The 25,894-nt window shown below is 63.6% G+C and carries 26 protein-coding genes; 10 read left to right on the top strand and 16 right to left on the bottom strand.

The genetic code is table 11. The features are described from left to right. Window positions 1-16 precede the first annotated feature (16 nt). Both ACFFF7_RS06765 and ACFFF7_RS06770 read right to left on the bottom strand, forming a co-directional pair. Window positions 17-799 (bottom strand): succinate dehydrogenase iron-sulfur subunit, encoded by a 783-nt coding sequence (locus ACFFF7_RS06765; protein WP_379480614.1) that lies wholly within the window; start codon window positions 797-799, stop codon window positions 17-19. Between the two features lie 131 nt (window positions 800-930). Beyond that, window positions 931-1,464 carry a helix-turn-helix domain-containing protein gene (locus tag ACFFF7_RS06770; RefSeq protein WP_379480615.1) on the bottom strand — a complete coding sequence of 178 codons (534 nt, stop codon included), beginning with the start codon at window positions 1,462-1,464 and terminating at the stop codon, window positions 931-933. 177 nt (window positions 1,465-1,641) lie between these two features. Here ACFFF7_RS06770 and ACFFF7_RS06775 point away from each other — a divergent pair, with 177 nt between their 5' ends. The 4 genes from ACFFF7_RS06775 (at window position 1,642) to ACFFF7_RS06790 (ending at window position 5,367) form a co-directional block, all read left to right on the top strand. After that, complete coding sequence (locus ACFFF7_RS06775) at window positions 1,642-2,385, top strand: ComF family protein (RefSeq protein WP_379480616.1); 744 nt, start codon at window positions 1,642-1,644, stop codon at window positions 2,383-2,385. Window positions 2,386-2,684: 299 nt separating this feature from the next. Further along, window positions 2,685-3,056: a phosphoribosyl-AMP cyclohydrolase gene (gene hisI / locus ACFFF7_RS06780; RefSeq protein ID WP_379480617.1), complete on the top strand. Its 372-nt coding sequence runs from the start codon at window positions 2,685-2,687 to the stop codon at window positions 3,054-3,056. 37 nt (window positions 3,057-3,093) lie between these two features. Next, window positions 3,094-3,543 carry a MerR family transcriptional regulator gene (locus tag ACFFF7_RS06785; protein ID WP_379480618.1) on the top strand — a complete coding sequence of 150 codons (450 nt, stop codon included), beginning with the start codon at window positions 3,094-3,096 and terminating at the stop codon, window positions 3,541-3,543. A 21-nt stretch (window positions 3,544-3,564) separates the two neighbouring features. Beyond that, window positions 3,565-5,367 (top strand): acyl-CoA dehydrogenase C-terminal domain-containing protein, encoded by a 1,803-nt coding sequence (locus ACFFF7_RS06790; RefSeq protein WP_379480619.1) that lies wholly within the window; start codon window positions 3,565-3,567, stop codon window positions 5,365-5,367. Here the strand turns inward: ACFFF7_RS06790 and ACFFF7_RS06795 are convergent. From ACFFF7_RS06795 to tyrS, 5 genes are all read right to left on the bottom strand, one after another. Then, window positions 5,364-6,062 (bottom strand): dienelactone hydrolase family protein, encoded by a 699-nt coding sequence (locus tag ACFFF7_RS06795; RefSeq protein WP_379480620.1) that lies wholly within the window; start codon window positions 6,060-6,062, stop codon window positions 5,364-5,366. The genes ACFFF7_RS06790 and ACFFF7_RS06795 overlap by 4 nt on opposite strands. After that, window positions 6,059-6,976: a cysteine synthase A gene (gene cysK / locus ACFFF7_RS06800; protein ID WP_379480621.1), complete on the bottom strand. Its 918-nt coding sequence runs from the start codon at window positions 6,974-6,976 to the stop codon at window positions 6,059-6,061. Before cysK ends, ACFFF7_RS06795 begins: the two co-directional genes overlap by 4 nt. After that, entirely contained in the window at window positions 6,973-8,238 is a 1,266-nt protein-coding gene (locus ACFFF7_RS06805) for an MFS transporter (RefSeq protein WP_379480622.1), read from the bottom strand. The genes cysK and ACFFF7_RS06805 overlap by 4 nt, the downstream gene beginning before the upstream one ends. Window positions 8,239-8,317: 79 nt before the next feature. Further along, window positions 8,318-8,656 (bottom strand): PilZ domain-containing protein, encoded by a 339-nt coding sequence (locus tag ACFFF7_RS06810; RefSeq protein WP_379480623.1) that lies wholly within the window; start codon window positions 8,654-8,656, stop codon window positions 8,318-8,320. Window positions 8,657-8,742: 86 nt separating this feature from the next. Further along, entirely contained in the window at window positions 8,743-9,969 is a 1,227-nt protein-coding gene (gene tyrS, locus ACFFF7_RS06815; protein WP_379480624.1) for a tyrosine--tRNA ligase, read from the bottom strand. Window positions 9,970-10,050: 81 nt separating this feature from the next. Between tyrS and ACFFF7_RS06820 the strand changes: the two genes are divergently transcribed. The 3 genes from ACFFF7_RS06820 (at window position 10,051) to ACFFF7_RS06830 (ending at window position 13,135) form a co-directional block, all read left to right on the top strand. Then, complete coding sequence (locus ACFFF7_RS06820) at window positions 10,051-10,560, top strand: DOMON domain-containing protein (RefSeq protein WP_379480625.1); 510 nt, start codon at window positions 10,051-10,053, stop codon at window positions 10,558-10,560. Beyond that, window positions 10,557-11,759 (top strand): exo-beta-N-acetylmuramidase NamZ family protein, encoded by a 1,203-nt coding sequence (locus ACFFF7_RS06825; protein ID WP_379480626.1) that lies wholly within the window; start codon window positions 10,557-10,559, stop codon window positions 11,757-11,759. The genes ACFFF7_RS06820 and ACFFF7_RS06825 overlap by 4 nt, the downstream gene beginning before the upstream one ends. Window positions 11,760-11,854: 95 nt before the next feature. After that, window positions 11,855-13,135 carry a spinster family MFS transporter gene (locus ACFFF7_RS06830; protein WP_379480627.1) on the top strand — a complete coding sequence of 427 codons (1,281 nt, stop codon included), beginning with the start codon at window positions 11,855-11,857 and terminating at the stop codon, window positions 13,133-13,135. Here the strand turns inward: ACFFF7_RS06830 and ygiD are convergent. From ygiD to ACFFF7_RS06865, 7 genes are all read right to left on the bottom strand, one after another. Continuing rightward, window positions 13,132-13,932: a 4,5-DOPA-extradiol-dioxygenase gene (gene ygiD, locus ACFFF7_RS06835; RefSeq protein ID WP_379480628.1), complete on the bottom strand. Its 801-nt coding sequence runs from the start codon at window positions 13,930-13,932 to the stop codon at window positions 13,132-13,134. The two genes, ACFFF7_RS06830 and ygiD, sit on opposite strands and share 4 nt — an antisense overlap. A gap of 250 nt (window positions 13,933-14,182) precedes the next feature. Further along, complete coding sequence (locus tag ACFFF7_RS06840; RefSeq protein WP_379480629.1) at window positions 14,183-15,364, bottom strand: vWA domain-containing protein; 1,182 nt, start codon at window positions 15,362-15,364, stop codon at window positions 14,183-14,185. Window positions 15,365-15,579: 215 nt separating this feature from the next. Continuing rightward, complete coding sequence (locus tag ACFFF7_RS06845; protein ID WP_379480937.1) at window positions 15,580-16,458, bottom strand: DUF817 domain-containing protein; 879 nt, start codon at window positions 16,456-16,458, stop codon at window positions 15,580-15,582. Further along, window positions 16,455-17,150 carry a hypothetical protein gene (locus ACFFF7_RS06850; RefSeq protein WP_379480630.1) on the bottom strand — a complete coding sequence of 232 codons (696 nt, stop codon included), beginning with the start codon at window positions 17,148-17,150 and terminating at the stop codon, window positions 16,455-16,457. The genes ACFFF7_RS06845 and ACFFF7_RS06850 overlap by 4 nt, the downstream gene beginning before the upstream one ends. A gap of 3 nt (window positions 17,151-17,153) precedes the next feature. Further along, window positions 17,154-17,996 (bottom strand): AAA family ATPase, encoded by an 843-nt coding sequence (locus tag ACFFF7_RS06855; RefSeq protein WP_379480631.1) that lies wholly within the window; start codon window positions 17,994-17,996, stop codon window positions 17,154-17,156. Window positions 17,997-18,095: 99 nt separating this feature from the next. Further along, window positions 18,096-19,724 (bottom strand): DUF4139 domain-containing protein, encoded by a 1,629-nt coding sequence (locus tag ACFFF7_RS06860; protein ID WP_379480632.1) that lies wholly within the window; start codon window positions 19,722-19,724, stop codon window positions 18,096-18,098. Between the two features lie 7 nt (window positions 19,725-19,731). Continuing rightward, window positions 19,732-21,099: a DUF4139 domain-containing protein gene (locus ACFFF7_RS06865; protein ID WP_379480633.1), complete on the bottom strand. Its 1,368-nt coding sequence runs from the start codon at window positions 21,097-21,099 to the stop codon at window positions 19,732-19,734. An 81-nt stretch (window positions 21,100-21,180) separates the two neighbouring features. On the opposite strand from ACFFF7_RS06865, the gene ACFFF7_RS06870 reads away from it, so the two are divergent. After that, window positions 21,181-21,480: a putative quinol monooxygenase gene (locus ACFFF7_RS06870; protein WP_379480634.1), complete on the top strand. Its 300-nt coding sequence runs from the start codon at window positions 21,181-21,183 to the stop codon at window positions 21,478-21,480. On the opposite strand, the gene parE is transcribed toward ACFFF7_RS06870, so the two are convergent. Both parE and ACFFF7_RS06880 read right to left on the bottom strand, forming a co-directional pair. Continuing rightward, complete coding sequence (parE, locus tag ACFFF7_RS06875; protein WP_379480635.1) at window positions 21,477-23,474, bottom strand: DNA topoisomerase IV subunit B; 1,998 nt, start codon at window positions 23,472-23,474, stop codon at window positions 21,477-21,479. The two genes, ACFFF7_RS06870 and parE, sit on opposite strands and share 4 nt — an antisense overlap. A 57-nt stretch (window positions 23,475-23,531) precedes the next feature. Beyond that, on the bottom strand, window positions 23,532-24,677 hold the full coding sequence (locus tag ACFFF7_RS06880) for a penicillin-binding protein activator (RefSeq protein ID WP_379480636.1): 1,146 nt from the start codon (window positions 24,675-24,677) through the stop codon (window positions 23,532-23,534). A 40-nt stretch (window positions 24,678-24,717) separates the two neighbouring features. On the opposite strand from ACFFF7_RS06880, the gene rsmI reads away from it, so the two are divergent. Both rsmI and ACFFF7_RS06890 read left to right on the top strand, forming a co-directional pair. Next, complete coding sequence (gene rsmI / locus ACFFF7_RS06885) at window positions 24,718-25,542, top strand: 16S rRNA (cytidine(1402)-2'-O)-methyltransferase (RefSeq protein ID WP_379480637.1); 825 nt, start codon at window positions 24,718-24,720, stop codon at window positions 25,540-25,542. Further along, window positions 25,539-25,892 (top strand): YraN family protein, encoded by a 354-nt coding sequence (locus ACFFF7_RS06890; protein WP_379480638.1) that lies wholly within the window; start codon window positions 25,539-25,541, stop codon window positions 25,890-25,892. The genes rsmI and ACFFF7_RS06890 overlap by 4 nt, the downstream gene beginning before the upstream one ends. The last annotated feature ends 2 nt before the right edge of the window (window positions 25,893-25,894 follow it).

Below are 25,894 nucleotides of genomic sequence, written 5' to 3' on the forward strand. Positions count from 1 at the left end.
TTAGTTGCCGCGTCCGTCAGACATGCTTGGCCGCCTGCATCTTCTTGATTTCTGCGATAGCGCGGGCGGGATTGAGGCCCTTGGGACAGACGTTGGCGCAGTTCATGATGGTGTGGCAGCGATAGAGCCGGAACGGATCCTCCAGCTCATCGAGACGTTCACCAGTCATTTCATCGCGGCTGTCGGCCAGCCAGCGATAGGCCTGCAGCAGGATCGCCGGGCCAAGGAACTTGTCGCTGTTCCACCAGTAACTGGGGCATGCGGTGCTGCAGCAGGCGCACAGGATGCATTCGTAAAGGCCGTCCAGCTTTTCGCGCTGTTCCGGACTTTGCAGGCGCTCCTTGCCCGACGGCGTGGTGCTGACCGTCTGCAGCCACGGCCGGATCGAGGCGTACTGGGCATAGAAATGGGTGAAATCGGGGACGAGGTCCTTGATCACATCCATATGCGGCAGCGGGGTGATGCGGATCTCACCCTTCAGGTCCTCGATTGCGGTGGTGCAGGCCAGTCCATTGCGGCCATTCATGTTCATCGCACAGGACCCGCAGATGCCTTCACGGCAAGAACGGCGGAAGGTGAGGGTGGGATCCTGTTCCGACTTCATCTTGATCAGTGCGTCGAGCACCATCGGGCCACAGTTGTCGAGGTCGATCTCGAACGTGTCGTAGCGCGGGTTTTCACCGCTGTCTGGATCATAACGATAGACCTTGAACGACTTTACCCGGCCGGCGCTGGACGCCTGGTGCCGCTGGCCCTTGCCGTTGATCTTGCTGTTCGCGGGAAGTGTGAAGGTCGCCATATCGATCCCTGTCGCTACTCAGCTTGTGCCGGTTTGCGCCCTCTCTAGCGATTCATCCACGCGGAGCAAGCGGACGATGGTGCATTCTTCGCGAAGCCCTGCAGGATTTGTGCAGCATCGCTGAAGCCAGATCAGTGTGTTCCGCGCAGCAGGTGCTGCAGGCCCGAGGCGATATCGACGATCAGGGCAACCGATGCGATAACGGCGAAGCCGACGCCAACAAGGATGCCGAACCGAAGCCAGCGCCCCGACGGACCGTCGAGAGCGCTGGCAGCGTAGGTCGTTCGTAGACCGGAGGGGTGCGACCCGACTTGGCTCGTAGGCTGAAAGGCCATGGTAGAAACCTCGGAACCCTCCGCCTCGGAGGCCTGCGCTTCGATCCCGTCACCAAGAAGCTGGATTAACTTACCTGTAACTGGATTACTAGCCGGAACAGTGAAGACAACCGTACTCATCCGGCGATACAAACGGGCAATTTGCGTCCGGGGCAAGCCGCCCAGTCGCTGGCGAATTACCTCGATCCGTTGATTGACCGCAGATTCAGAGATGCCGATTTTCCGAGCAATCTCCTTGCTGGTCATACCTTCGGCAACGAGTGAAAGCACTTCCCTCTGCTTTTCGGTAAGGCTGTCGAGCGCCTTGGTCTGTTCAAAAATGTCATCCATCGCCGGACAGGATAGTAAACCGCCGGGCTGGTAACAAATACATTTGCGCGCAAGGCGAACTAGACTTTAGTTCCAAGCAATTGCCAAGGGTAAGAAGACTGTCTGCCCGAACGCTATCGGCATCGCTGCCAGGGGACCTTGCACAGCCCAATATCAGCCCACCGGGAATGAGCGGACATGCAGTTACACCCCCTGATCACGCCCATCGTCGACCTGGTATTCCCGCCGCGCTGCCCGCTGTGCGGCGAGGGGCTGGCGGCACAGGCCGGCCTGTGTGCTGCGTGCTGGTCTGAGCTGGTCATTCCTGGCGATCCAAGCTGCAAAACGTGCCAGCGGCCGTTCGGGGAAAGCGTTGTTCATGGTTCGCACTGTGCCGTCTGTCTGAGCGCGCCGCCGCACCATAACGGCATCGCAGCTGGCACTCTCTATAACGACGCGTCACGCAAACTCGTCCTGGCGTTCAAACACGGCCATCGCATCGCTCTGGCGCCGATGCTCGCGCGGCTGATTGCGGCGCGCCTGCCCAAGCGAGTCGGCGCAGGCTGGAAATTTGTGCCGGTTCCGCTGCATCGCTGGCGTTTGTGGAGCCGCGGGTTCAACCAGTCTGCGCTGCTTGCCGGTGAGCTTGCCAAGGCGCGCGGAGGCGAACTGATGGTCGATGCCCTGATCCGGGCGAAGCGCACGCCGCCGCTGGGCGGGCTTGGACGAACCGCGCGCAACCGGATGCTTAGCGGGGCGATTGCGATCAGCCCGCGCCGCGCGCCTGCGATCAAGGGCGCAAGGATTGTTCTGGTTGACGACGTGCTGACCAGCGGCGCCACGACGGATGCCTGCGTCAGGGTGTTGCAGCGCGCCGGCGCTGCGGAGGTCGTGGTGGCCTGCTTCGCCCGCGTTCTGGACGAAGCGCTGGATATCGCCTGAGCCGAGCAAACGAAAACGCCCGAAGCCGAAGCTCCGGGCGTTCTCGTGACGAAACTCGAGAGCGCCTTGCGGTTCAGCGGTGCCCCCTTGCACCGCTTCGCTCAATCCCTCATGCGGTTGTCCGTTTCGGACTTCATTCCCTGAACCTGGCCGCTGCATCTTTCGACACTGCCGCTTCGGCGGGCGGATGTTGACCGCGAGGGTTGAAATCCCCGAATCATGAGCGAAAGGGAAGGGCTATGTCGTGTTCTTCCAGTTTTTGGTCGACACATGTGGTAGTCTTGCAACAAGGAACCGGCATGACAATGTCCAGCGATGACCGCGAAACCGGTGCGACCTTCATGCCGAAATACGACGCAAACGGCCTGTTGGCGGCCATTGCGATCGACGCGGCCAGCCGCGACGTCCTGATGTTGGCCTATATGGATGCCGAGGCCGTGACGGCGACGCTCGACACCGGGTTCGCCCACTTTCACTCGCGTTCGCGGGGCCGACTGTGGAAAAAGGGCGAATCATCCGGCCACGTCCTGCGTGTGATCGAGGTCCGGGTCGACTGCGATCAGGATGCACTGGTCCTGATCTGCGAGCGGGCGGGGCCGGCCTGCCATACCGGTGCGACCTCTTGTTTCTATCGCCGGATCGAGGGCGGGGGTCTGGTCCCTGCGGGATAATTGACGCTTACGTAAAGGTAAGCTAAACGATGTCCCCATGGACAGCCTCGGTCATACCGCTCAGCCCCACGACGGCGCACATCTTGATCGCCCCGACGCGTTGCAGCGCGACAGCTATACGATATCCGATCTGACCGCGGAGTTCGACGTCACCGCGCGCGCGCTGCGCTTCTATGAAGACGAGGGACTGATCGCGCCGGCGCGCGCCGGCCTCTCGCGTATCTATTCCAAGCGCGACCGTGCCCGTCTGGCGTGGATCATGCGCGCCAAGAACGTCGGCTTCAGCCTGACCGAGATCAAGGAGATGATCGATCTCTACGATCTGGGCGACGGCCGCGTCCAGCAGCGCCGGGTCACGATCGCGCGGTGCCGCGACAAGGTTGCCAGGCTGCAGCAGCAGCGTGACGACCTTGATGCTGCGATTGCCGAACTCAAGCATTTCATCGCGACGATCGAAAGCCTCGATCCCGCCACGTTCAAAGCCTGAACCCGAAACAGGAAACCCAAGATGCCCGTCTACAAGGCCCCCACGCGCGATGCGCGCTTCATCATCAACGAAGTTCTGAAGCTCGAAAGCTATGCGAATCTCGCCGGGTTCGAGAATGCGGCGGCCGACCTGGTCGACGCGGTGATCGAGGAAGGCGGGAAGTTCACCTCCGAAGTTCTCGCGCCGCTAAACTATGCGGGTGACCAGCAGGGCTGCACCCGCCATCCCGACGGCAGCGTCACGACGCCTGAAGGCTTCAAGGCAGCCCATGCCCAGTTCCGCGAGGCGGGCTGGGGCACGCTCTCCGCGCCCGAAGCCCTGGGCGGGCAGGGCATGCCGCACGTCCTGGGCTTCGCCATGGAAGAGTTCGTGTCCAGCGCCAACCAGGCCTGGGGAATGTATCCTGGGCTGACCAACGGTGCGGTCTCGGCGATCCTGGCCAAGGGCTCGCCCGAACAGCAGGCCAAGTACCTGCCCAAGATGATCGCCAACGAATGGCTTGGCACGATGAACCTGACCGAGCCGCAATGCGGCACCGACCTGGGCCTGATCCGCACCCGCGCGGTGCCCGCGGCCGATGGGTCTTACAGCATCACGGGCACCAAGATCTTCATCTCTGCCGGCGAACACGATTTCACCGACAACATCATCCACCTCGTCCTGGCCAAGACCCCCGACGCGCCCGACAGCACCAAGGGCATATCGCTGTTCATCGTGCCCAAGGTACTGGTCAATGACGATGGCTCGCTGGGTGAGCGCAATGCGGTTTCCTGCGGCAGCCTTGAACACAAGATGGGCATCCACGGCAACGCTACCTGCGTCATGAATTACGATGGTGCCAAGGGCTGGATGGTTGGCGAGGAAAACAAGGGCCTCGCCGCGATGTTCATCATGATGAACGCGGCGCGGCTCGGCGTCGGCATCCAGGGCCTGTCGCAGGCCGAGGCGGCGTACCAAAACGCGGTGCGCTATGCCCAGGATCGCCGCCAGGGCCGCGCGCTGACCGGTGCGGCAGAGCCGGGCGAGAAGGCCGACACGCTGTTCGTCCACCCCGACGTGCGGCGCATGCTGATGGACGCCAAGGCCTTTACCGAAGGGATGCGGGCGCTGTGTCTGTGGGGGGCGCTGCAGGTCGACCTGACGCACAAGGCGGCAAGCGAAGAAGACCGCCAGCTGGCCGACGACCTGATCAGCCTGCTGACCCCGGTGATCAAGGGCTATGGCACCGACAAGGGCTTCGACGTCGCGGTGACCATGCAGCAGGTCTTCGGCGGGCACGGCTATATCGAGGAATGGGGGATGAGCCAGTTCGTCCGCGATGCCCGCATCACCCAGATTTACGAAGGCGCCAACGGCGTGCAGGCGATGGACCTGGTCGGGCGCAAGCTGGCCCAGAACGGCGGCCGCGCGGTCCAGACGCTGTTCGCGCTGATCGACGCCGAATGCGCCGCGGCGAAGGCCAAGCCCGAGCTGGCGGGCCTGGCTGAAAAGGTCGAGAAGGCCAATGGCGAGCTCAAGGCGGCGACGATGTGGTTCATGCAGAACGGCATGGCCAACCCGAACAACGTCGGGGCCGGGGCGCATCACTACATGCACATGATGGGTATCGTTGCCCTGGGCCTGATGTGGCTGCGCATGGGCGAAACTGCGCTCTCGGCGCTGGCGGCGGGCGGGAGCGACGCGGCGTACTATCAGGCCAAGCTGACCACAGGCCGCTATTTCGGCGAGCGCTTCCTGCCCGACGTTGGTGCGCTGCGGCGCAAGATCGAGGGCGGGGCGGATGCCGTGATGGCGCTGCCGGTCGAGGCCTTTGCTACCGCTTAGCCAAGCACCTCGTCGAACAGCGCCAGCATCGCCGCCCAGCTCTGCCGGTCGGCGCTGGCGTTGTACGCGGAATTGAGCGCGCCATGGAGCATGCGCGGGTTGGTGAAGCCGTGTTCGACCCCGGAATAGCTGTGGAAGTGCCAGTTGGCCCCGACCCGGTCCATCTCTTCCCAGAAGCCGGTTATGTCGCTGCGCGGAACCAGCGCGTCGGCATCGCCATGGCAGACCAGGATGCGCGGTTTGATCGCTTGATCAGCGGGTAGCGGCGTGGCGAGCAGCCCGTGGAAACTGGCAACCGCCAGCAGATCCTGACCGTCGCGCGCCAGTTCGAGCACTGCATGGCCGCCCAGGCAGAACCCGATCGCGAGTTGCGGCAACCCGGGCTCGAGCACGCCGAGCTGTTCGACCGCCGCGCGCAGCCGGGTCCGCATCGCGCGGGGATCGGCGCGCAGCCGCGCCATCGCCCCGAACGCTTCTTCGAACGTCGCGGGGCTGTCCGGGCCGTAGAAGTCGGCAATGAACACAGCATAGCCGGCTTCGACCAGTGCGTGGGCCTTGTCCTCCACCCCGGGGGTGGCGTTCATGAAGGTGGGAAACACCGCAACGGCCGCACGCGCCGGCCCGACCGGGCGCAGATGCAGCCCGGTCAGTGCGGTCTCACCGTCGCGATACGCGACCTTTGCGAATTCACTCATTCGGGCAGGAAGTCCGGCACCGAAAGATAGCGTTCACCGGTATCGTAATTGAAGCCGAGCACGCGGCTGCCCTTCGGCAGATCGACAAGCTTCTGCTTGATCGCGGCAAGGGTCGCCCCCGAACTGATCCCAACCAGCATGCCTTCCGTGGTCGCGCTAAGCCGGGCCATTTCCTTGGCATCGGCAGGATCGACCTGGATCGCGCCGTCGATTGCCTGGGTGTGGAGGTTGGTCGGGATGAAGCCTGCGCCGATTCCCTGGATCGGGTGCGGGGCGGGCTGTCCGCCCGAGATGACCGGGGACAGCGTCGGCTCGACCGCCCAGGCCTTCATGCTGGGCCATTTGACCTTGAGCACTTCGGCGCAGCCGGTCAGGTGACCGCCGGTGCCGACCCCGGTGATCAGCGCGTCGATCGGGCTGTCGGCAAAGTCGGTCAGAATTTCCTGCGCGGTGGTGCGGACGTGGACGGCGATATTGGCCGGGTTTTCGAACTGCTGCGGCATCCACGAATTGGGGGTGCTGGCGATCAGTTCGTGCGCGCGCTCGATCGCGCCCTTCATGCCCTTTTCGCGCGGGGTGAGGTCGAACGTGGCGCCATAGGCCAGCATCAGCCTGCGGCGTTCGATCGACATCGATTCCGGCATGACCAGGATCAGCTTGTAGCCCTTGACCGCAGCGACCATGGCCAGGCCGATCCCGGTATTGCCGCTGGTCGGCTCGATGATCGTGCCCCCCGGCTTGAGGCTGCCATCGGCCTCGGCCGCTTCAATCATCGACAGGCCGATGCGGTCCTTGATCGATCCGCCGGGATTGGCGCGTTCGGCCTTGATCCACACTTCGTGATCGGGAAACAGCCGCGCAAGGCGGATGTGCGGGGTATTGCCAATGGTGGCGAGAATCGATTCGGCCTTCATGGGACTGGCTCCTGCTTGTATTGCGGCGCAAATGTTCGGGCGCGGATCAGTTCGGGGAACAGTACCGCCCAGCACAACGTGATCACTACCGCACCGGCACCGCCCAAGACAACCGCCCCGGTTGCCCCGAGCAGCGCGGCGGCAAGGCCCGATTGCATCTCGCCCAGTTCGTTCGAGGCGGAAATGGCCAAGCTGCTGATCGCTTGCACCCTGCCTCTGACCGCGTCAGGCGTGTTGAGCTGGACCAGCGAATTGCGAATGAACACCGATACCATGTCGCCCGCGCCGAGCAGCGCGAGCATTGCGAGCGACAAGGGCAGCCAGCGCGACAGCCCGAAAGCCAGCGTCGCTGCGCCATAGACTCCAACCCCGGCAAGCATTTTCACGCCGACGTTGTGGGCGATCGGCCTGACCGCCAAGACGAGCCCGGTGCCAACCGCGCCAAGTGCCGTTGCGGCGCGCATCTGGCCAAGCCCTTCGGGACCGACATGGAGGATATCGCGCGCGAACACCGGCAACAGCGCGGTCGCCCCGCCCAGCAGCACCGCGAACAGATCGAGCGTGATGCAACCGAGCAGGAACCGCTCGCCCCGGACAAAGCGGAAGCCTTCAAGGACCTGATGGTAGGGGTGCGTCTTGCGGTTATCGGCAGGGGGATGGATCGGCCGGATCGCCAGCAACAGGATGATCGACAGCGCCAACAGCGCCGCCGCCAGGGCATAGGGTGCGAATGGAATCCTGGCGAACAGTACCCCTGCCAGCACCGGCCCGGCGATCGACGCGCTCTGCCACGACAGCGAACTCATCGCGATCGCACGCGGCAGTAGCTCGGCCGGGACGATGTTGGGCGGGATCGAGGACAGAGACGGCCCGAAAAACACCCGTGCCGAACCATGCATGACGCCGAGCAGATAGAGCAGCGGCAGGGTGATAGCATCGCTCCAGGTTGCCCAGGCAAGGACCAGCGCGATCAATAAATCGACGCCGATGGCCAGACTCGCCACCGTGCGGCGTTCGTTGCGATCAGCAACCAGGCCCGAAATCGGGGTCAGCAGCAGCATCGGCACGAACTGCACCAGCCCGAACATGCCGAGCTGGAACGCGGCCTGACTCATGGTCATCACATAATCGCTGCGCGCGACATCGTAGAGCTGATAGCCGAGGATGACGATCATCCCGGTGGTCGCGAACGAGGCGAGGAAGCGCGAAGCCCAGAAGCGGCGATAGTCCGGTATGGCCAGCGGCGATGTCGGGGCGGTCATCCACCCGGCATGGCAGCGCGTCCGGCGCTTGCCAAGCAATCAGATTGTTGGGGCGCTGATACTCTGGTTTGGCCGCGCCTCAGCGCGCGCGGCGCAGGCGCGGGTTGGGCTGCAGGGTATCGATCATCTTCATGAAATCGTCGAGGCGGATGATCCGCTCGAACTGGAAGCCGGCGCGTTCGTCGGTGGCCCAGATCAGGTGCGCTTCGATCCGGCCGATTTCCGGAAGGCGAATGCTGACGCGTTCGCCCTTTTCCATTTCGCTGACGCCTTCGGCCATGAACCCATGTGCCGAGATATTGATGATATGCAGATGCACGTCGCCCAGGCGGCGGTGTTCGCCGATCACCTTGTGATCGACAGGATGGCGCGCGGCACGGCGCATGTCCGTAACGGTCAGCTGAGCTCCGACGCCCATGATACGGTCCTTCCTCTGCACAAACAGTCAGGGAGGGATGTAACGCGGGAAAGCCGAATATTCGGTAAACCCAATGGGCCTTTTTGTTAGGCAGGGCGCAGGATACCGTGCTTTTTCTTGCCCGAGGAAATTCGCACGTCACCGTTAGTTTCTGTAATCATGGCATTTTCATCGGACACCGCTGCCCCGTCGATGCGGGCTCCGCCGCCAGCGATAAGGCGTTTTGCCTCACCGCGACTGGCTGCGAATCCGATTCCAACCAGCGCGTCGATCACGCTGATCCCGCCCGCAGGCAAGGTGAGCACCGGCAAGTCGGCTCCCGCGCCGCCGCCGGCAAATGTCTCTGCTGCAGTGGCTTCGGCGGCGCGTGCTGCATCGTCACCGCGGCAGAGACGCGTGACTTCGTTGGCTAGGACGACCTTGGCGGCGTTGATGTCGCTGCCGGGCAATCCTTCGAGCCGGGCGATTTCATCCAGCGGCAGGTCGGTGAACAGGCGCAGGAAGCGGCCGACGTCGCGGTCATCGACATTGCGCCAGTACTGCCAGAAATCATACGCGGGCAGGGCATCGTCATTCAGCCACACCGCGCCTGCCGCAGTCTTGCCCATCTTGGCGCCGTCCGCCGTGGTCAGCAGCGGGGTGGTGACCCCGAACACCTCGACACCGTTCATTCGCCGGGTCAGCTCGATCCCGTTGACGATGTTGCCCCACTGGTCCGATCCGCCGAGCTGCAGGCGGCAGCCGTGCTGCAGCGCCAGTTCACGGAAATCATAGGCCTGGAGGATCATGTAGTTGAATTCGAGGAAGGTCAGCGGCTGCTCGCGCTCAAGCCGCAGCTTGACCGAATCGAAGGTCAGCATCCGGTTGATGGTAAAGTGCGGGCCGACCTCGCGCAGCAGATCGACATAGCCAAGCTGGCTCAGCCAATCGTCATTGTTGACCATGACCGCATCTGTCGGGCCGTCGCCGAACGTCAGCAGGCGTTCGAACACCCGGCGGATCGAGGCGATGTTGGCATCGATGTCTGCCGTGCTCAGCAGCTTGCGCGATTCGTCCTTGCCGGACGGATCGCCGACCTTGGTGGTCCCGCCGCCCATCAGCACGATCGGCTTGTGCCCTGCCTGCTGCAAGCGGCGCAGCAGCATGATCTGGACGAGCGAGCCGACGTGCAGCGACGCGGCCGTGGCATCGAACCCGATATAGCCCGGTATCACCTGCGCGTTCGCGAGCTTGTCGAGACCCTCGGCATCGGTCAGCTGGTGGATATAGCCGCGTTCTTCGAGCAGGCGGAGCAAGGTAGAGGTATAGGTCATCGCGGGGCGCCCATAGCAGCAAGGTGCGTGAAGCCCAAGTGCCGCTTGCCCAGCCTGCGCGCTGCAGGCAATAGGCGTGGCATGACCCCGCTTGTCCTCCATCCCGATTGTGCGCCCGGTTCGATCCACAGCATCGAAGCCGCGATTGAACCCACCCCGGACGGTTGCCGCGCCACATTCGTTGCGCGCGGCGATGTGGGCAGTATCGCAGTTCCGCCAATTGCCGAACCGGGCCGATTTGACGACCTGTGGAAGACGACCTGCTTCGAGATCTTCTGGAGTCACGACGGCATCAGCTATCGCGAGTTCAATCTCTCCCCGTCGACCCGCTGGGCCTGTTATGATTTCGATGCCTTTCGCGAAGGCATGCGCGACGCCCCGGCCGAGGTGGACGTGGCCGTCGCGGTATCTGCCACCGAACTGCGCCTGACCGCCGATATCCGCAGCGATTTGCCTTTGCCCGCAACCGTCGCGCTCAACGCGATCATCGAGGACGCCGACGGCGTCAACCGGTTCTGGGCCTTGGCTTTCCGCCCCGGCGCGCCCGAGTTTCATGCCGGCGAATGCCGCGCGCTGGAGCTGGACGCGTGACAGTTGCGTTCGGCATCGATCGGCTGCTGGCCGACCCTGCTTTGCGCCGCCCGCTTGAAGGCAAGCGTGTCGCGCTGGTGGCGCATCCGGCCAGCGTGACGGCAGACCTGACCCATTCGCTCGACGCGCTGATCGCGGCAGGGCTCAATGTCACGTCGGCCTTCGGCCCGCAGCATGGGCTCAAGGGTGACAAGCAGGACAACATGGTCGAGACCGCGGATGAACTCGATCAAACCTACAAGATCCCGATTTTCAGCCTTTATGGCGAAGTGCGGCGCCCCAGCGGGCAGATGATGAGCACCGCCGACGTGTTCCTGTTCGACCTGCAGGATCTGGGCTGCCGGATCTACACCTTCGTCACCACGCTGCTCTACCTGCTGGAAGCCGCGCACGGCACCGGCAAGGCGGTGTGGGTGCTGGATCGGCCCAATCCCGCGGGACGACCGATCGAAGGAACGACATTGCTGCCAGGGCAGGAAAGCTTTGTCGGGGCGGGGCCGATGCCGATGCGTCACGGGCTGACCCTGGGCGAAATGGGCCACTGGTTCATTCAGCACTTCAAGCTCGACGTCGACTACCGCGTGATCGCGATGGAGGGTTGGCAACCCGATGGCGCGGGGTTCGGCTGGCCCGAAAGCCGCATCTGGATCAATCCCAGCCCCAATGCCGCCAGTATCAACATGGCCCGCGCCTATGCCGGGACGGTGATGCTGGAAGGGGCGACGTTGTCCGAAGGGCGCGGCACGACCCGCCCGCTGGAAGTGCTGTTCGGTGCCCCCGACATCGATGCCAAGGCCGTCCTTGCGGACATGCGCAAATTTGCGCCGCAATGGCTCGATGGCTGCGCGCTGCGCGAATGCTGGTTCACCCCGACCTTCCACAAGCACGCCGGCGCGCTGTGCAATGGCCTGATGATCCATGCCGAAGGCACGTTCTACGATCATCACGCCTTCCGCCCCTGGCGGCTGCAGGCGCTGGCCTTCAAGGCGATCCGGCGGCTTTATCCGGAATATGAGATCTGGCGGGATTTTCCGTACGAGTACGAATTCAATCGCTTGGCGATCGATGTGATCAACGGCGGCCCGGCCTTGCGCGAATGGGTCGACGATCCGGACAGCGCGCCAGTGGATCTCGAGGCGGCGGCTGGCGCAGACGAAGCCGCCTGGGCCGAAGTTGTATCACCGTTCCTGCTCTACTGATCGCATTCCCGCCTGCCCCCACTTGACGACATTGTTGGCGCCCGTGATGTTCGATCAAGGACAGAACGGCGGATATCGCCATCAAGGGAGAAGGCATGAGCACAGGCGCGCAAACCGCGCATGATCCCAAAGCGGTTCGGATCATGTTGATCACCTTGCTGGTGGTCTATGTGTTCAACTTTCTTGACCGCCAGATCGTCAACATTCTGGCCGAGCCCATACGCAAGGATCTGGGGCTCAGCGACACTCAGATCGGCCTTATGACCGGCCTGGCCTTTGCCCTGTTCTACACGCTGCTGGGCCTGCCGATCGCGCGTTATGCCGATCGGCCAAGCACTGACCGCGGGCGGCTGATTGCGCTGGCACTGGTGGTGTGGTCGGGCATGACCGCGCTGTGCGGGCTGGCGCAGAATTTCGTGCAACTGCTCATGGCCCGCATTGGCGTCGGCGTGGGCGAGGCGGGGTGTACACCCGCAGCGCACTCGCTGATTGCCGATCGTGTTCCTGCCGAGCGTCGATCCGGTGCCATGGCCTTCTACGCCTTGGGCATTCCGATCGGATCGCTGCTGGGCATGGTGATCGGTGGATATCTGTCCGATGTGCTGGGCTGGCGTCACGCCTTTCTGTTCGTCGGGGCGCCGGGGATCATCATGTCCGTGTTCGTCATCTTCCTGGTCAAGGATCGCGACCGCTTGGCGCGGCCGCTGCCTGAGGGCGTAACGGCGGAAGGCATGCTGGCATCGATGCGCATTCTGCTGGCGCGGCCAACGTTCGTGCTGATGCTGGCGGCCGCATCGGCGTGCTCTTTCCTGTCTTACGGCAAAGGGACATGGACCACGATCTTCTTCCAGAGGACCCACGGGTTGACCCCTGGCGAGGTTGGCCTGTGGTTCGGAATCGGCGGCGGCGTTGCCGGTATCCTGGGCACCTGGTTGGGCGGTTGGCTGGCTGACCGGTTGGCCAGCAAGGACCGGCGTAATTTGGTGCTGGCGCCAGCCATCGGCATGGCCGTTGCGGTGCCGATGGCCATATCGTCCTACCTGGCCTCGGACTGGCGGATGTCGCTGGCCCTGCTGTTGGTGCCCACCGTGCTCAATTCGCTGTATTACGGCCCCGTGTTCTCTTCGGTGCAAGGCTTGGTTGCGCCGCGTCATCGGGCCATGGCCAGCGCGCTTTTACTGCTGGGCCAGAATCTGATCGGGCTGGGCATGGGGCCGTTGTTTTTTGGAATGCTGTCCGACTGGATCAAGCCCGGCTTCGGAGAGGAATCGGTGCGCTATGTGCTTTACGGCGCAGCATTGCTTGGCCTGGTGCCGGCGCTGCTGTTCTGGCTGCTGCGCCCGCGCTTGCCCGGCGAGCTTGATCGCAACGCCTAGGCGGCGCGGGGAAGCAAGGCCGTATCGCCGACCAGATAGCTTGTCATCGACAGCGCGCCGTCAACGCTGTCGTTGAACACGCCAACGTCGTCGCCCGGCAAACGCGCTCCGACGATGGGCAGCAGCGGCAGGTAATGTTCAGCGCTGTTGATGGCGTCGGCCGCCGCCCGGTCGTCTGGCGCAAACGCAGTCAGCGCATAATTGTCGCCATTGCGCACGGCGTCATTGATCCGGTCTTGAAACGACACGGCCCAGTCGGGACGGGTTCCGGCAAACTGCCGCCAAAGGCGCAGGTTGTGGACGATGTTGCCGCTGCCGATTATCAGCACACCTTCATCGCGAAGCGGGGCAAGGGAGCGGCCCAGTTCCAGGAGAGCCGCAGGATCCATTGCGCGGTCCAGGCTCATCTCGACCATGGGAATGTCGGCCTGTGGAAACATCGGCAGCACGACGCCCCAGGCGCCGTGGTCAAAGCCCCAGCTTTCGTCACGCTCGATGCGGTCTTCGCCAAGCAGTGCCTCGATCCGGTCGATCAGGGCGGCCGATCCCGGTGCGGGATACTGCACAGTGTAAAGCTCGGCCGGAAATCCGCCAAAGTCATGGATCGTACGCGGCGCGTCACCGGCCGAAAGGTGGATCCTGCCCCGGGTTTCCCAATGCGCGCTGATCACCAGGATCGCTTCTGGACGGGGCAGGGTCTGGCCAAGTGCAGCCCAGGCGCGGCGCTCGGGCACATCGGATATGGTGGTCATCGGTGAACCGTGGCCAAGGAACAGGGCGGGAAGTCGCTGGGTCATGGATGCTATGTGGCAGCAGTGTCGCAGGGCGCAAGGTCAGGATTTCTTGAGCCGCGGCAAGCAGCGCTGCGGTAACCGACAGCATACCTGGGCACTCGTCCGCCAAACAATGTCAGCTGGTCAGCCTGACCGGCTGCCATCAATGCGGAGAAGCGCGGACCTGTCCGTCGTTCGGGACAAGCGGCTATGACCTGGTTGCCTGTGCACACTGTGGGCTGGCCAGAATCGCCAATCCACCCGACGCCGACCGTCAGTGCTTCTTGCGGGTCAGTTCGCGCATGGCGTCGTCAAGGCCCTGCAGCGTCAGCGGGAACATCGAACCGCCGACCAGTTCCTTGATCATCTTGGTCGATTGCGAATAGCCCCACTGCTTTTCCGGCACCGGATTGATCCACACCGTCGCAGGATAGACATGGGCCACGCGCTTGAGCCACTCAGTCCCGGCTTCCTCGTTGAAATGCTCGACCGAGCCGCCGGGATGGGTGATCTCATAGGGGCTCATCGCCGCGTCGCCGACGAAGACAACCTTGTAGTCGTGACCGTACTTGTGGAGGATGTCCCAGGTGTTGGTTCGCTCGCTCCAGCGGCGCTTGTTGTCCTTCCAAACGCCTTCGTAGAGGCAGTTGTGGAAATAGAAGAACTCAAGGTTCTTGAACTCGGTGGTCGCGGCGCTGAACAGCTCTTCGACCAGCTTGATGAACGGGTCCATCGATCCGCCGACGTCCAGGAACAGCAGAAGCTTGACCGCGTTGTGGCGCTCCGGCCGCATCCGGATGTCAAGCCAGCCCTGCCGTGCGGTGCCTTCGATCGTGCCTTCAAGGTCCAGCTCGTCGGGTGATCCCTCGCGGGCAAAGCGGCGCAGGCGGCGCAATGCGATCTTGATGTTGCGGGTGCCCAACTCGCGCGTGTTGTCGAGGTTCTGGAACTCGCGCTTTTCCCAAACCTTGAGCGCGCGCTTGTGCTTGCCTTCGCCGCCGATGCGCACGCCTTCGGGATTGTAGCCGTTGTTGCCAAACGGGCTGGTGCCGCCAGTGCCGACCCATTTGTTCCCGCCTTCGTGACGCTTCTGCTGTTCTTCGAGCCGCTTTTTCAGCGTCTCCATGATCTCGTCCCAGCTGCCAAGCTTCTCGATTGCGGCCATTTCCTCGGGAGTCAGGAATTTCTCTGCAACGGCCTTGAGCCAATCCTCGGGGATGTCGACCGGGTTCTGGCCGTAATCGCTGAGCAGACCCTTGAAGACCTTGTTGAAGACCTGGTCGAAGCGGTCGAGCAGGCCTTCGTCCTTCACGAAGACCGCGCGCGACAGGTAGTAGAACTGCTCGGGCGTTTGCTCGATCACATCCTTGTCGAGCGCTTCGAGCAGCATCAGGTGCTCCTTGAAGCTGGCCTTGATCCCCGCGCTGCGCAATTCGTCGACGAAATTGAAAAACACGCAGCTGCTCCTTGCTCTTAATCACCTGATTAAATCGAACCGGGGGCGGGGACAAGGGCAAGAGTGCCGATTTCCTTGCGCGCGATCGGCAATGAATCGTTGGCCGGATCGCGCCCGTCGGATAGCGGTCAGCTAACCCCATCCCGTTCGGAGCCTCATGTCCAGGGTCGTGCTTACATTCACGGCGTTCGCTGCGGGCATTGCCTGCTTTGCGGTCAGTTAGGCTTGTCGTCCTTGTCACGGGGCCGATGCACAGCAGCGACCAGGATGAACGAGATGTACATCAGCAGATACCACGCACCCAGCTTGGCCGGGCTGACCATGGCCCAGCCATGCTTTTGCGCGGGATAAAGCCAGGCGCGGCTGAACGTGCCGATATTCTCGGCAAACCAGATGAACAGCGCGACCAGCAGCCAGCCCACCAGCAGCGGCATCCAGCGGTCTGCGCGCCAGACCCGGAACCACACCCGGGTCCGCCAAAACAGCAGGGCCAGCGCGGCGAACAAGGCCAGTCGCACGTCGGGCAGCCAATGGTGCGCGAAGAAGTTGATGTAGATCGCCGCTGCCAGCAAACCCGCCAGAGCCGGGCTGGGAAAGCTGGAAAAGCGGAAATCGAAGATCCGCCAGACCCGCGCGATATAGCTGCCGACCGCGGCGTACATGAACCCGGAAAACAGCGGCACACCGCCGATCCGCAGCAGGCTGGGTTCGGGATAGAGCCACGACCCGGCACTGGTCTTGAACAGTTCCATCACCGTGCCGACCACGTGGAAGGCAAGAATGACCTTGGCCTCGTTCCAGGTCTCAAGCCGGAAGGCGAGCATTCCAGCCTGGATCAGGACCGCACCGATGGTCAGGAAATCATAGCGCGCCAGCGGCGCCGCGGGCGGGTAAAACAGGTGGGTCGCCAGCAACATCGCCAGCATCAGCCCGCCGAACAGGCAGGCCCACCCTTGCTTGAAACCGAACAGCAGGAATTCATAAAGCCAGGCACTCCAGCCGGGCCGCGGTTCATAGCGCTCGAGCCGCGCGCGGACAGCGGCAAAGCGGGTGTGGGCGGGATTCGGTGAACGTGCCTCGCCCGCCCCGGTCACGCGGCAGGCCGCGCCGTCCGGCGGCTTGACCACCAACGCGACACAGCATGGAGCGCCATGGCCAGCCAGCCCAGACCGATCAGCGCGGTCGCCATAGGGGCGACGTGAAGCGGATCGAGAAAGCCGGGGATTAGCATGACAATGGCGGGAAGGCTCAGCGCTGCAAGGGCCCAGCGGCGCAACCCGACAAAGGCCCATGCCGCTGCGCCGCAGGTCAGCGCAAGCAAGCCGAACTTGATCCAGACGGGGTAGGGCAGCACCGCCATTTCAGCCGAAGGATCGGCGATGTGAGCGACCATGCGGAACATCAGCCAATTTTCCGTGGCGTCAGCCAATGCAGCGATGACCCCAAGCCACCCGAACAAACGCCAGATGTTGCTGCCAAGTTCCTGCGCGATGCCGAAAAAGAAACTGAGCGTCAGCAGCGCATAGGACACCATCAAAAGGTAATCGATCGCGTTGCCGGTGTTCATCCCGGAAATGCGCGCGGGCCGAAGGGGATCGTCAGTCGGGCCGAAAATATGGATCAGATGCTGCGGCTGTGACGCCATTTCGAGCAGCAGGACCGGCCGGATGTTGCTTCCGGGCAAAGGAATTGCCAACACAGTTGGAAAGTAGCTCTGCATCAATGCCAGTACCGCTACCGTCGTTGCGAACAGCAGCGCGGTCAGGGGATGATTGCCCAGCCGCATCGATCAGTTCTGCCGCCGCGCCATGAAAGCCAGCTTTTCGAACAGCATCACATCTTGCTCGTTCTTGAGCAACGCGCCGTGCAGCGGCGGGATCGCCTTTGTGGGGTCCTTGTTCTGCAGCACGTCGAGCGGCATGTCCTCGTTGAGCAGCAGCTTCAGCCAGTCGAGCAGTTCCGAGGTCGACGGCTTCTTCTTCAGACCCGGGACTTCGCGGACGTCATAGAACACGTCCATCGCCTTGCTCACCAGTGCCTTCTGGATCCCGGGGAAATGGACGTCGATGATCGCCTGCATCGTCTCGCGATCGGGGAACTTGATGTAGTGGAAGAAGCAGCGGCGCAGGAACGCGTCGGGCAGTTCCTTCTCATTGTTCGAGGTGATGACCACGATCGGGCGTTCCGCAGCGGTGATCCGCTCCTTGGTTTCGTAAACATCGAAGCTCATCCGATCGAGCTCTTGCAGCAGGTCGTTGGGAAACTCGATGTCGGCCTTGTCGATCTCGTCGATCAGCAGAACGGGAAGCTGGGGCGAGGTGAAGGCTTCCCAGAGCTTGCCCTTCTTGATGTAGTTCGAAATGTCGTGGACCCGCTCGTCGCCCAGCTGGCCGTCGCGTAGGCGGGCGACCGCATCATACTCGTAAAGCCCCTGCTGGGCCTTGGTGGTCGACTTGACGTGCCATTCGATCAGCGGCGCACCGACTGCCTTGGCGATCTCGTGTGCCAGCACGGTCTTGCCGGTGCCTGGCTCACCCTTGACCAGCAAGGGGCGCCGCAGCAACACCGCGGCGTTGACCGCCACCTTCAAGTCGTCAGTCGCGACATAGTCGCTGGTGCCTTCGAAACGCATTGATGCTCCCCGATTCATTTAACTGTCCGGTTAAGTCGATAAGGGAGCAGGCGGCGCGGCGCAAGCATTGCTGCGGCGCGGCCCGATTCGCGCATGCCGCTATTGCCAGCGCACGGTATAGTGCAGTGTCTGCTTGCTGTTCGCCGGCAGCTCGAGCTTGAAGGTGGGCAAGCCATCCTGCTTGATCAAGGTGCCATCGGCGTCATCGAGGATAATCGATCCCCACGCATTGAATTGCAGCTCGAGGTGCACCGATTCCGGTCCAGCGTTACTCAGCCGGATTTCCTGCTTCTGATAGCGCTTGCCGCGCGATCGGGTTCGCCGTTCGATGGTCACATCGGGCGCTGGACCAAGCGCAAGCTCGACCTTTTCGTCCTCGGCGGTGTCGCGCAGGCTGGGCTGACCCAGCACCATGGTCCGCGCGCCCTGATCCTGCGATATCACGAAAGCCCCGGACGGCAGCGGCAGGCCGAGTTTGTGCGCCTTGTCGTTCTTCGTGCGCAGCAAGGCAACGGGCGTGCGGGTTTCCCAATCCGTGCCCACCTTGTCTTCAAGGTTGTCCGAAACGCCGGGGTCCATCGCATCATAGGTCAGGCGATAGATCCGTTCGAAATCCACGCCGGGATTTTCGACCAGCCTGGTCTGCTTCATCTGCATTGCCGCCACCGTGGTGCGGTGGGGTATGCGATAGAGTTTGAGGTCGCCGAGCTGCTCGGGCGGTGGTGGCGGAGGCGGTGGAGGTGCGGCCGCCATCATCGGTGCGGGCGCATCCGACCGGCGCATCGAACCGGTAACGACGATGTCCATCGCTTCGGACTTCAACAACCTTTCTTCCAACTGCTCGCGTTGTTCTTCATATGGCCGGACGAGCTCATATGGTCGGTCAGGTTTGCGCGGCACCTGATGCGTGCGCTGCATCGGCCAGCAACGCGCTACTGCGCGCGCCGATCCATCGACCAGCCTTCGCCACGCTTCACGGCGCAGACCTCCGGCGACGATCTGCACCTGGGCATTTTCCAGACCGACTGAATTACCGTTGGCCAGCGTGATCCATCCGCCGACGTCCATCGTTTTGGCGGCGGGATCTACCTGGGCGGTATAGCTGGCGCTCCAGTCAAAGCCTTGCGCCAGGTAGGTCAGCTTGACCTCGGTGGTGATTGGCTTGGCTGTGCGGGTCTGGACCGACAACACCGGCCGTGCCGACAGGCCCGCCGTGTCGACGCCGTAGCCAAAGGTTTCAGCCAGGCCCGAACAACGCAAGGCTTCCTTGCCGGCCACAGTATCGAAGACCACGCCATCTTCGCTTGCCGAAATCACGCGCGCCGCAACAAGCTGGGTCTTGCCCGTGGTCCGGTAAGTGCGTTTCAGCTGGACCTGTTTGCCTTGCACCGCGCGCATCAGTGATGCCGGCGAAAGCAGCGCGGCATCGCGGTTCTTTTCGATCACCCCGCCGGGCAGGCCGGAGACGATCGCGCTTTCGGGGATGATCCCATCGACCACTCCGACGAAGCGAAGTTTCGCGCGGCCCGCGGGCAGGGTTACTCGGCGAGTTTCGGTCACCACAGCAAACCCGCCGAGATGACCAAGCTGCAGCGTGCCGCCATTGCGGTTGGGATCGCGGTAGATCGTAGCCGAAACATCGGCGGGATCGGATGCGGTCGCTTCCTGCGCCGCTGCCGCAGCGGGCAGGGCGGCAAGTCCCATCAGCAAGGCGGCGGCATGGCGCACCGGAGGCTCAGTACCGGGTGTCGAAAGTCGCGGTCAGCTCGGTCTTGCCGTTGGCAGGCACCTCGACCAGCCAGGCGGCACGATCGGCATCGCGCCACACCGTCTGCTGGCTTTGCTCGGCAATACGGGTGTCGCCCCACAGTCCGTCCTGCACCACCTGGACCTTTACCGGCTTGGGCAGCGCATTGGTCAGGATATACCGCATTGCGGTCTTCCAGCGGCTGGAGCTGAGCCGGGTGCGGCTGTCCATGATCGGCTGCACCTTCACGTCGAAGGCATCGCCGGTGTTGATCGACAGCCGCGATCCCATCGGGGTGTTGGCGATTGCATGTTCCCCGATGAACTGCGGCGAACCTTGCGAATCACGCAGATAGAAGCGCACGATCCCGGCCGGCAGTTGGTCGCCGAGGCCGCCTTTTGCCGAAGTGCTGAACTGGTACATCGTCTTGACGTTGAGTGGCACGGTCGAGTTCTGCATCCAGGCAAAGTGGACTTCATAGCCATGCGTCGCCGGCGCATTCTTGACGTCGAGGAAGCTGACCTGCTTGGTCTGCATGTTGGCAATCGTGGTCCGCTCGGCCAGCGGGTAAAGGTAATAGTCGCCCAGCCGCCCGCGGGTGCCGCTTTCGGTGCCGGCCTCGATCATCGTGCCCATGCCGGATTGGCCGCCATAGCCGCCCTGGCCGATCAGCCGCGGGGTACCAGCGACCAGCACGGTGTCGGCGTTGTTGTAGTTGACGCCTGAATTGTTGGTCAGGGTTACCCAGCCCTGGACGTCGATCTGCTCCTTGCCCTCGTCGAACAACGCGACGTAGTCGGCGCGCCAGCCCAGGCCGGGGGTAAGGTAGCGCAGCGATGCTTCGCGGGTGCCGGCCGGTGCCTGCAACGTCATCGACAGGGTCGGATCGGCGCGCATGTTGGGCGGGACCTTGTCGAAGATCACCCGCACAGGCAGCCCGTCGTCGCGCAGCACCTCGATGCGGTTGCCGATCTGCAGCACCACGCCGCCATTGGCCGCCAGCACCACCGCCTGTTCGCGCGTCTCCGCGCCCGTTGCCGGGTTGGTGCGAACCAGCGTGATCGTCTGGCCGACCGCGTTTTCCATGATCTTGGCCGGGCTGAGCAGGTCGTAATCGAAGTTTTGCTCAAAGATGCTCATTCCAGCCGAGTTGAGCGTAGCGGTTTCAGGCCGGATCTGTGCGGAGACATTCTTGAATTCGACCCTCTGGCGCTCACCGGTGAAGGTCACGCTGCGGGTATCCTGCAACAGCGCCTGGTTGTCGGAATAAATCGTGATCGCAATGCCCGGTTCGGCCTGAGCAGGAACGGCCAGCGCAATGAGCGACGCGGCGAGGACAAAAGGCAATCGCGACATGAATTTCCCCTCCAGTTACATGTAATAAGGTAACATGGATTTCTGTCTGCGCAATGAATGGATCGGTGCTAGTGAACGGCGATGATCGTCATCACCGGCAGCGCCGTCATCCGTCCCGAGCACATGGCCGAAGCGCTGGCGCTGGGCATCGAACACTCGGCCCGATCGCGCGCCGAGCCGGGCTGCGTGGCCCACAATTGCCACGTCGATGCGGAAAATCCGCAGCGCATCGTCTTCGTCGAGGAATGGGCCGACATGGCCGCGGTCAAGACCCACTTCGCGGTGTCCGAATCGGGGGCATTCGTACGGGCGTTGACAGCCATGGCGGAGGGTGCATCTGTGATGAACCTCTACGCCGCCGAGGTCATCGCCTTCCCCTAGGCGTCAATCAGTTCGGGATCGATTTCGCCCGCACGGTTCTGAATGAACATGAAGCGTTGCGCCGGATCGCGGCCCATAAGCTTGTCGACCAGATCCTTCACCGCGGCGCGTCCTTCATATTCGGGAGGCAGGGTGATGCGCAGCAGTCCGCGGGTCTTGGGGTCCATGGTGGTTTCGCGCAGCTGCTGCGGGTTCATCTCGCCAAGGCCCTTGAATCGGCCGACCTCGACCTTCTTGCCCTTGAACAGCGTCTCTTCCAGCTCGGCGCGGTGCGCGTCGTCGCGGGCATAGGCGCTCTCCTTGCCCGCGGTCAGGCGGTAGAGCGGCGGCTGCGCCAGGTAGAGGTGCCCGCGGCGGACGATCTCGGGCATCTCCTGGAAGAAGAAGGTCATCAGCAGGGTTGCGATATGCGCGCCGTCGACATCGGCGTCGGTCATGATGATGATGCGGTCGTAGCGCAGGTTGTCGGCGTTGCAGTCCTTGCGCATCCCGCAGCCCAGCGCGAGGCCGAGATCGGCGATTTCGCTGTTGGCGCGGATCTTGTCCGCGGTGGCGCTGGCGACGTTGAGGATCTTGCCGCGGATCGGCAGGATCGCCTGGCTCTTGCGGTCGCGCGCCTGCTTGGCGCTGCCGCCAGCGCTGTCACCCTCGACGATGAACAGTTCGGTTTCGGCATCGCCTTCGCCGCTGCAATCAGTCAGTTTGCCGGGCAGGCGCAGCTTGCGGGCGTTGGTCGCGGTCTTGCGCTTGACCTCACGCTCGGCCTTGCGGCGCAAGCGCTCGTCCATCCGCTCCATGACATGGCCAAGCAACGCCTTGCCGCGCTCCATGTTGTCGGCGAGGAAATGATCGAAGTGGTCGCGTACCGCGTTCTCGACCATGCGCGCCGCTTCGGGGCTAGTCAGCCGGTCCTTGGTCTGGCTCTGAAACTGGGGATCGCGGACAAAGACCGAGAGCATGATCTCGCTGCCGGTGATCACGTCCTCGGGCGCGATGTCCTTGGCTTTTTTCTGCCCGATCAGGTCGGCAAAGCCGCGGATGCCCTTGGTCAGCGCGGCGCGCAGGCCCTGCTCATGGGTGCCGCCGTCGGGGGTGGGGATGGTGTTGCAGTAGAAGCTGTAGGCCCCGTCGGACCACAGCGGCCAGGCGATCGCCCATTCGACCCGGCCCTGTTCCTCACCGGGGAAGTCCTGCGAACCCGAAAAGAACTGGGTCGTCACGCATTCGCGCGCGCCGATCTGTTCCCTGAGGTGGTCGGCCAACCCGCCGGGGAACTGGAATACGGCCTCGGCCGGTACATCGTCGCTTGTCAGGCTGGGCGCGCACTTCCAGCGGATTTCGACCCCGGCGAACAGGTAGGCCTTTGACCGGACCAGCTTGAACAGCCGTGCCGGCTTGAACTTGGCATCTTCGCCGAAGATTTCGGTATCCGGAACGAAGCTGACGCTGGTTCCGCGGCGGTTGGGGGTGCCACCCAGATGCTGCAACGGACCAAGCGTTTCACCGCGCGAAAATTCCTGCGCATAGAGTTGCTTGTCGCGTGCCACTTCGATCCTGGTCAGGGTCGAAAGCGCGTTGACTACGCTGATCCCGACGCCGTGGAGACCGCCGCTGGTGGCATAGGCCTTGCCCGAAAACTTGCCGCCCGAATGCAAGGTCGAGAGGATCACTTCGAGCGCCGACTTGCCCGGATAGCGCGGGTGCTCATCGACCGGGATGCCGCGGCCGTTGTCGACGATGGTCAGCCGCCCGGGTGCGCCGTCGACCTCTTCCAGCAGGACCTCGATGCGGTTGGCGTGGCCGGCGACGGCTTCGTCCATCGCGTTGTCGAGCACTTCGGCGGCGAGGTGATGCAGCGCGCGCTCGTCGGTGCCGCCGATATACATGCCCGGGCGGCGGCGCACGGGCTCCAGCCCCTCAAGGACTTCGATCGCGCTGCCGTCGTAGGAATCGCCGCTGCTGGCAGGCAGCTTGTCAAACAGGTCTTCGGACATGGTCACGGCTATAGGCCGCAGCGAATCCGCCGCGCAAGCGCCGCCTTCGGGTTATCGTCAGTCGGCGAACTTGTCGGGCGCGGCGCTGACCACGCTGACCGTTCCGGCCCGTGCCTCGCGCACTTCCAGTGACCGTTCGATTGCACCGTTCGCACCAAAGCGGAAAGGACCGTCAAGGCCAAGGAAGCCGTCACGGTCGGTCAGCCGGGCGGCGGGGAAGGGGGCGCCGACCTTCCAGTCACGCGCGACCCTTACCGCCAGCAGCACGCTGTCATAGCCCAGCGTTGCGGTGCGATAAGGGGCAGAACCAAAGCGCGACTTGAAACTGTCGGCAAACTGGCGGAAGCGCGCGTCGGAAACGGCGGCAAACCAAGATCCGCGCAGCGCCGGGGTCTTCGCGACTGCGCTTTCCCCGCTCCACAGCTCGGTTCCGAGCAGGCGGGGTGAAGCCGCCGCGGACGCCTTCAAATTGGGCGCGGCCAGAACGGCGAAGCGCGTGCCATCGGCGATCAGGATCGCATCGAACGAACCGCGCCCGCGCAACCGCTGCGCCGCGCTGACGACTGATGTGTTCGACCGGTCATAGGTGGAACTCGCGACCAATGTGCCGCCACTGGCCTTGACCGCAGAGGTGAAAGCAGCGGCGGCGCGGCTGCCATAATCGCCGTTGGGCGCCAGCATGCCAAAGCGCAGCGCCCCGCGGGTGCGGGCATAGCGCACCGTGCGCGTGATCGAGTTCAAAGGCGACACGCCCATCTGGAAGACATCGCGCGCCGCGACGCCTTCATCGCTGCTGTAGGAAATCATCGGCACCCGTGCGGCACGAGCAACCGCCGCGATCGGCGCGACATCGTCGGCCTGGACGGGGCCAAGGATCAGGCGGGCGCCATCGGCAATGGCCTTTTTCGCTGCGGCCGCGGGTCCGGCAGCCGTATCGTAGGACGTTACGCGGACCGATTTGGCATTTGTATCGAGCAAAGCCATGGTCGTCGCATTGGCAATCGACTGGCCTACGCCGGCATTGGCCCCGCTCAAAGGTACCAGCAGCGCGATACGGTGGCGCTGCTGATCACTGGGCAGATTGTCGGCGGGGACCGGTGGGGGCGCCGTCTTCGGTCCGGTCGGGATGACTTTGCACCCGGCAAGCAACAGGGCAGTGGTTGCGGCAATCAGGTGCCGTCTGGCGATGCGACCTTCGAACATGGCTTGTAGCTCTCCTCCGCGCGGTCCATTGGGTTCTCCGATGGACGCGCCGCTCTCTCCCGGTCTCTATATTGTAGCGACACCGATTGGCAATCTGGGCGATATGACGTCGCGGGGGGCAGAGATACTCCGTGGCGTGGCTGCGATAGCCTGCGAGGATACCCGGGTTACCGGCAAGCTGCTCCACCACCTGGGGATCAAGGCGCGGATGATCCGCTATGACGATCACGCGAGCGACAACGCCCGCGACGGCGTGCTGGCGCTGGCCGCAGAGCAACCGGTCGCACTGGTCAGCGATGCGGGAACGCCGCTTATTTCCGATCCGGGGTTCAAACTGGTACGGGCGGCGCGCGAGCGCGGCATTGCGATCACCAGCTTGCCCGGGGCCAGCGCGGCGATTGTTGCTTTGACCCTGTCGGGCCTGCCGAGCGACCGCTTCCTGTTCGCCGGGTTCTTGCCGAATAAGGCCAAGGCGCGCCGCGATGTTTTGACCGAGCTTGGCGGGGTTCCGGCAACGCTGGTCTTCTACGAAACCGCGCCGCGCCTGGCCGATGCGCTGGCAGCGATTGGTGAAGTCCTGCCGGGCCGCGAAGTGGCGGTCGCGCGCGAGTTGACCAAGAAGTTCGAGGAATGCCGCAGCGGTTCGCCCGATGAACTGATTGCGCATTACGCCGCGCACCCGCCCAAGGGTGAAATCGTGTTGGTCATCGCTCCGCCGCTGGCGCAGGCCAACGATGCGGATCCCGACGCGCTGCTGCGCGCGGCGCTGCTGACCAGCAAGGCATCGCAGGCTGCAGCCGAAGTGGCGCGGTTAACCGGGCTGGACCGCAAGGCGCTCTATGCCCGCGCGCTGGAACTGAAGTGACCACCCGGGCCGAACGCGAGGCGCGGGGGCGGCGCGGCGAAGTGCTGGCGGCATGGTATCTGCGGCTCAAGGGCTGGCGTGTCCTCGCCCGCCGGGTAAAGACCCCGCGCGGCGAGATCGACCTGATTGCGCGGCGCGGGCGCACGGTGGCCTTTGTCGAAGTCAAATGGCGCGCCAGCGCGGCAGAGGCTGATCAGGCGATCGATCCCTACCGCCTGCGCCGGGTGATTGACGCCGCACAGGCAGTTGCACCGCGCTATGCCCGCAACGGCGAAGACATCCGCATCGACGTTCTGCTGCTTGCGCCGGGGCGCCTGCCACGCCACATCGTCAACGCATCGCTTGCCTGAAC

It is taken from the genome of Novosphingobium aquiterrae, assembly GCF_042434435.1.
Taxonomy (GTDB): domain Bacteria; phylum Pseudomonadota; class Alphaproteobacteria; order Sphingomonadales; family Sphingomonadaceae; genus Novosphingobium; species Novosphingobium aquiterrae.

Bases quoted from the DNA above. Each gene is read 5' to 3' on its own strand.
- ACFFF7_RS06765 (WP_379480614.1), bottom strand. From the start codon at position 799: ATGGCGACCTTCACACTTCCCGCGAACAGCAAGATCAACGGCAAGGGC.
- ACFFF7_RS06770 (WP_379480615.1), bottom strand. From the start codon at position 1,464: ATGGATGACATTTTTGAACAGACCAAGGCGCTCGACAGCCTTACCGAA.
- ACFFF7_RS06775 (WP_379480616.1), top strand. From the start codon at position 1,642: ATGCAGTTACACCCCCTGATCACGCCCATCGTCGACCTGGTATTCCCG.
- hisI (WP_379480617.1), top strand. From the start codon at position 2,685: ATGACAATGTCCAGCGATGACCGCGAAACCGGTGCGACCTTCATGCCG.
- ACFFF7_RS06785 (WP_379480618.1), top strand. From the start codon at position 3,094: ATGGACAGCCTCGGTCATACCGCTCAGCCCCACGACGGCGCACATCTT.
- ACFFF7_RS06790 (WP_379480619.1), top strand. From the start codon at position 3,565: ATGCCCGTCTACAAGGCCCCCACGCGCGATGCGCGCTTCATCATCAAC.
- ACFFF7_RS06795 (WP_379480620.1), bottom strand. From the start codon at position 6,062: ATGAGTGAATTCGCAAAGGTCGCGTATCGCGACGGTGAGACCGCACTG.
- cysK (WP_379480621.1), bottom strand. From the start codon at position 6,976: ATGAAGGCCGAATCGATTCTCGCCACCATTGGCAATACCCCGCACATC.
- ACFFF7_RS06805 (WP_379480622.1), bottom strand. From the start codon at position 8,238: ATGACCGCCCCGACATCGCCGCTGGCCATACCGGACTATCGCCGCTTC.
- ACFFF7_RS06810 (WP_379480623.1), bottom strand. From the start codon at position 8,656: ATGGGCGTCGGAGCTCAGCTGACCGTTACGGACATGCGCCGTGCCGCG.
- tyrS (WP_379480624.1), bottom strand. From the start codon at position 9,969: ATGACCTATACCTCTACCTTGCTCCGCCTGCTCGAAGAACGCGGCTAT.
- ACFFF7_RS06820 (WP_379480625.1), top strand. From the start codon at position 10,051: ATGACCCCGCTTGTCCTCCATCCCGATTGTGCGCCCGGTTCGATCCAC.
- ACFFF7_RS06830 (WP_379480627.1), top strand. From the start codon at position 11,855: ATGAGCACAGGCGCGCAAACCGCGCATGATCCCAAAGCGGTTCGGATC.
- ygiD (WP_379480628.1), bottom strand. From the start codon at position 13,932: ATGACCCAGCGACTTCCCGCCCTGTTCCTTGGCCACGGTTCACCGATG.
- ACFFF7_RS06850 (WP_379480630.1), bottom strand. From the start codon at position 17,150: ATGCGGCTGGGCAATCATCCCCTGACCGCGCTGCTGTTCGCAACGACG.
- ACFFF7_RS06855 (WP_379480631.1), bottom strand. From the start codon at position 17,996: ATGCGTTTCGAAGGCACCAGCGACTATGTCGCGACTGACGACTTGAAG.
- ACFFF7_RS06865 (WP_379480633.1), bottom strand. From the start codon at position 21,099: ATGTCGCGATTGCCTTTTGTCCTCGCCGCGTCGCTCATTGCGCTGGCC.
- ACFFF7_RS06870 (WP_379480634.1), top strand. From the start codon at position 21,181: ATGATCGTCATCACCGGCAGCGCCGTCATCCGTCCCGAGCACATGGCC.
- parE (WP_379480635.1), bottom strand. From the start codon at position 23,474: ATGTCCGAAGACCTGTTTGACAAGCTGCCTGCCAGCAGCGGCGATTCC.
- ACFFF7_RS06880 (WP_379480636.1), bottom strand. From the start codon at position 24,677: ATGTTCGAAGGTCGCATCGCCAGACGGCACCTGATTGCCGCAACCACT.
- rsmI (WP_379480637.1), top strand. From the start codon at position 24,718: ATGGACGCGCCGCTCTCTCCCGGTCTCTATATTGTAGCGACACCGATT.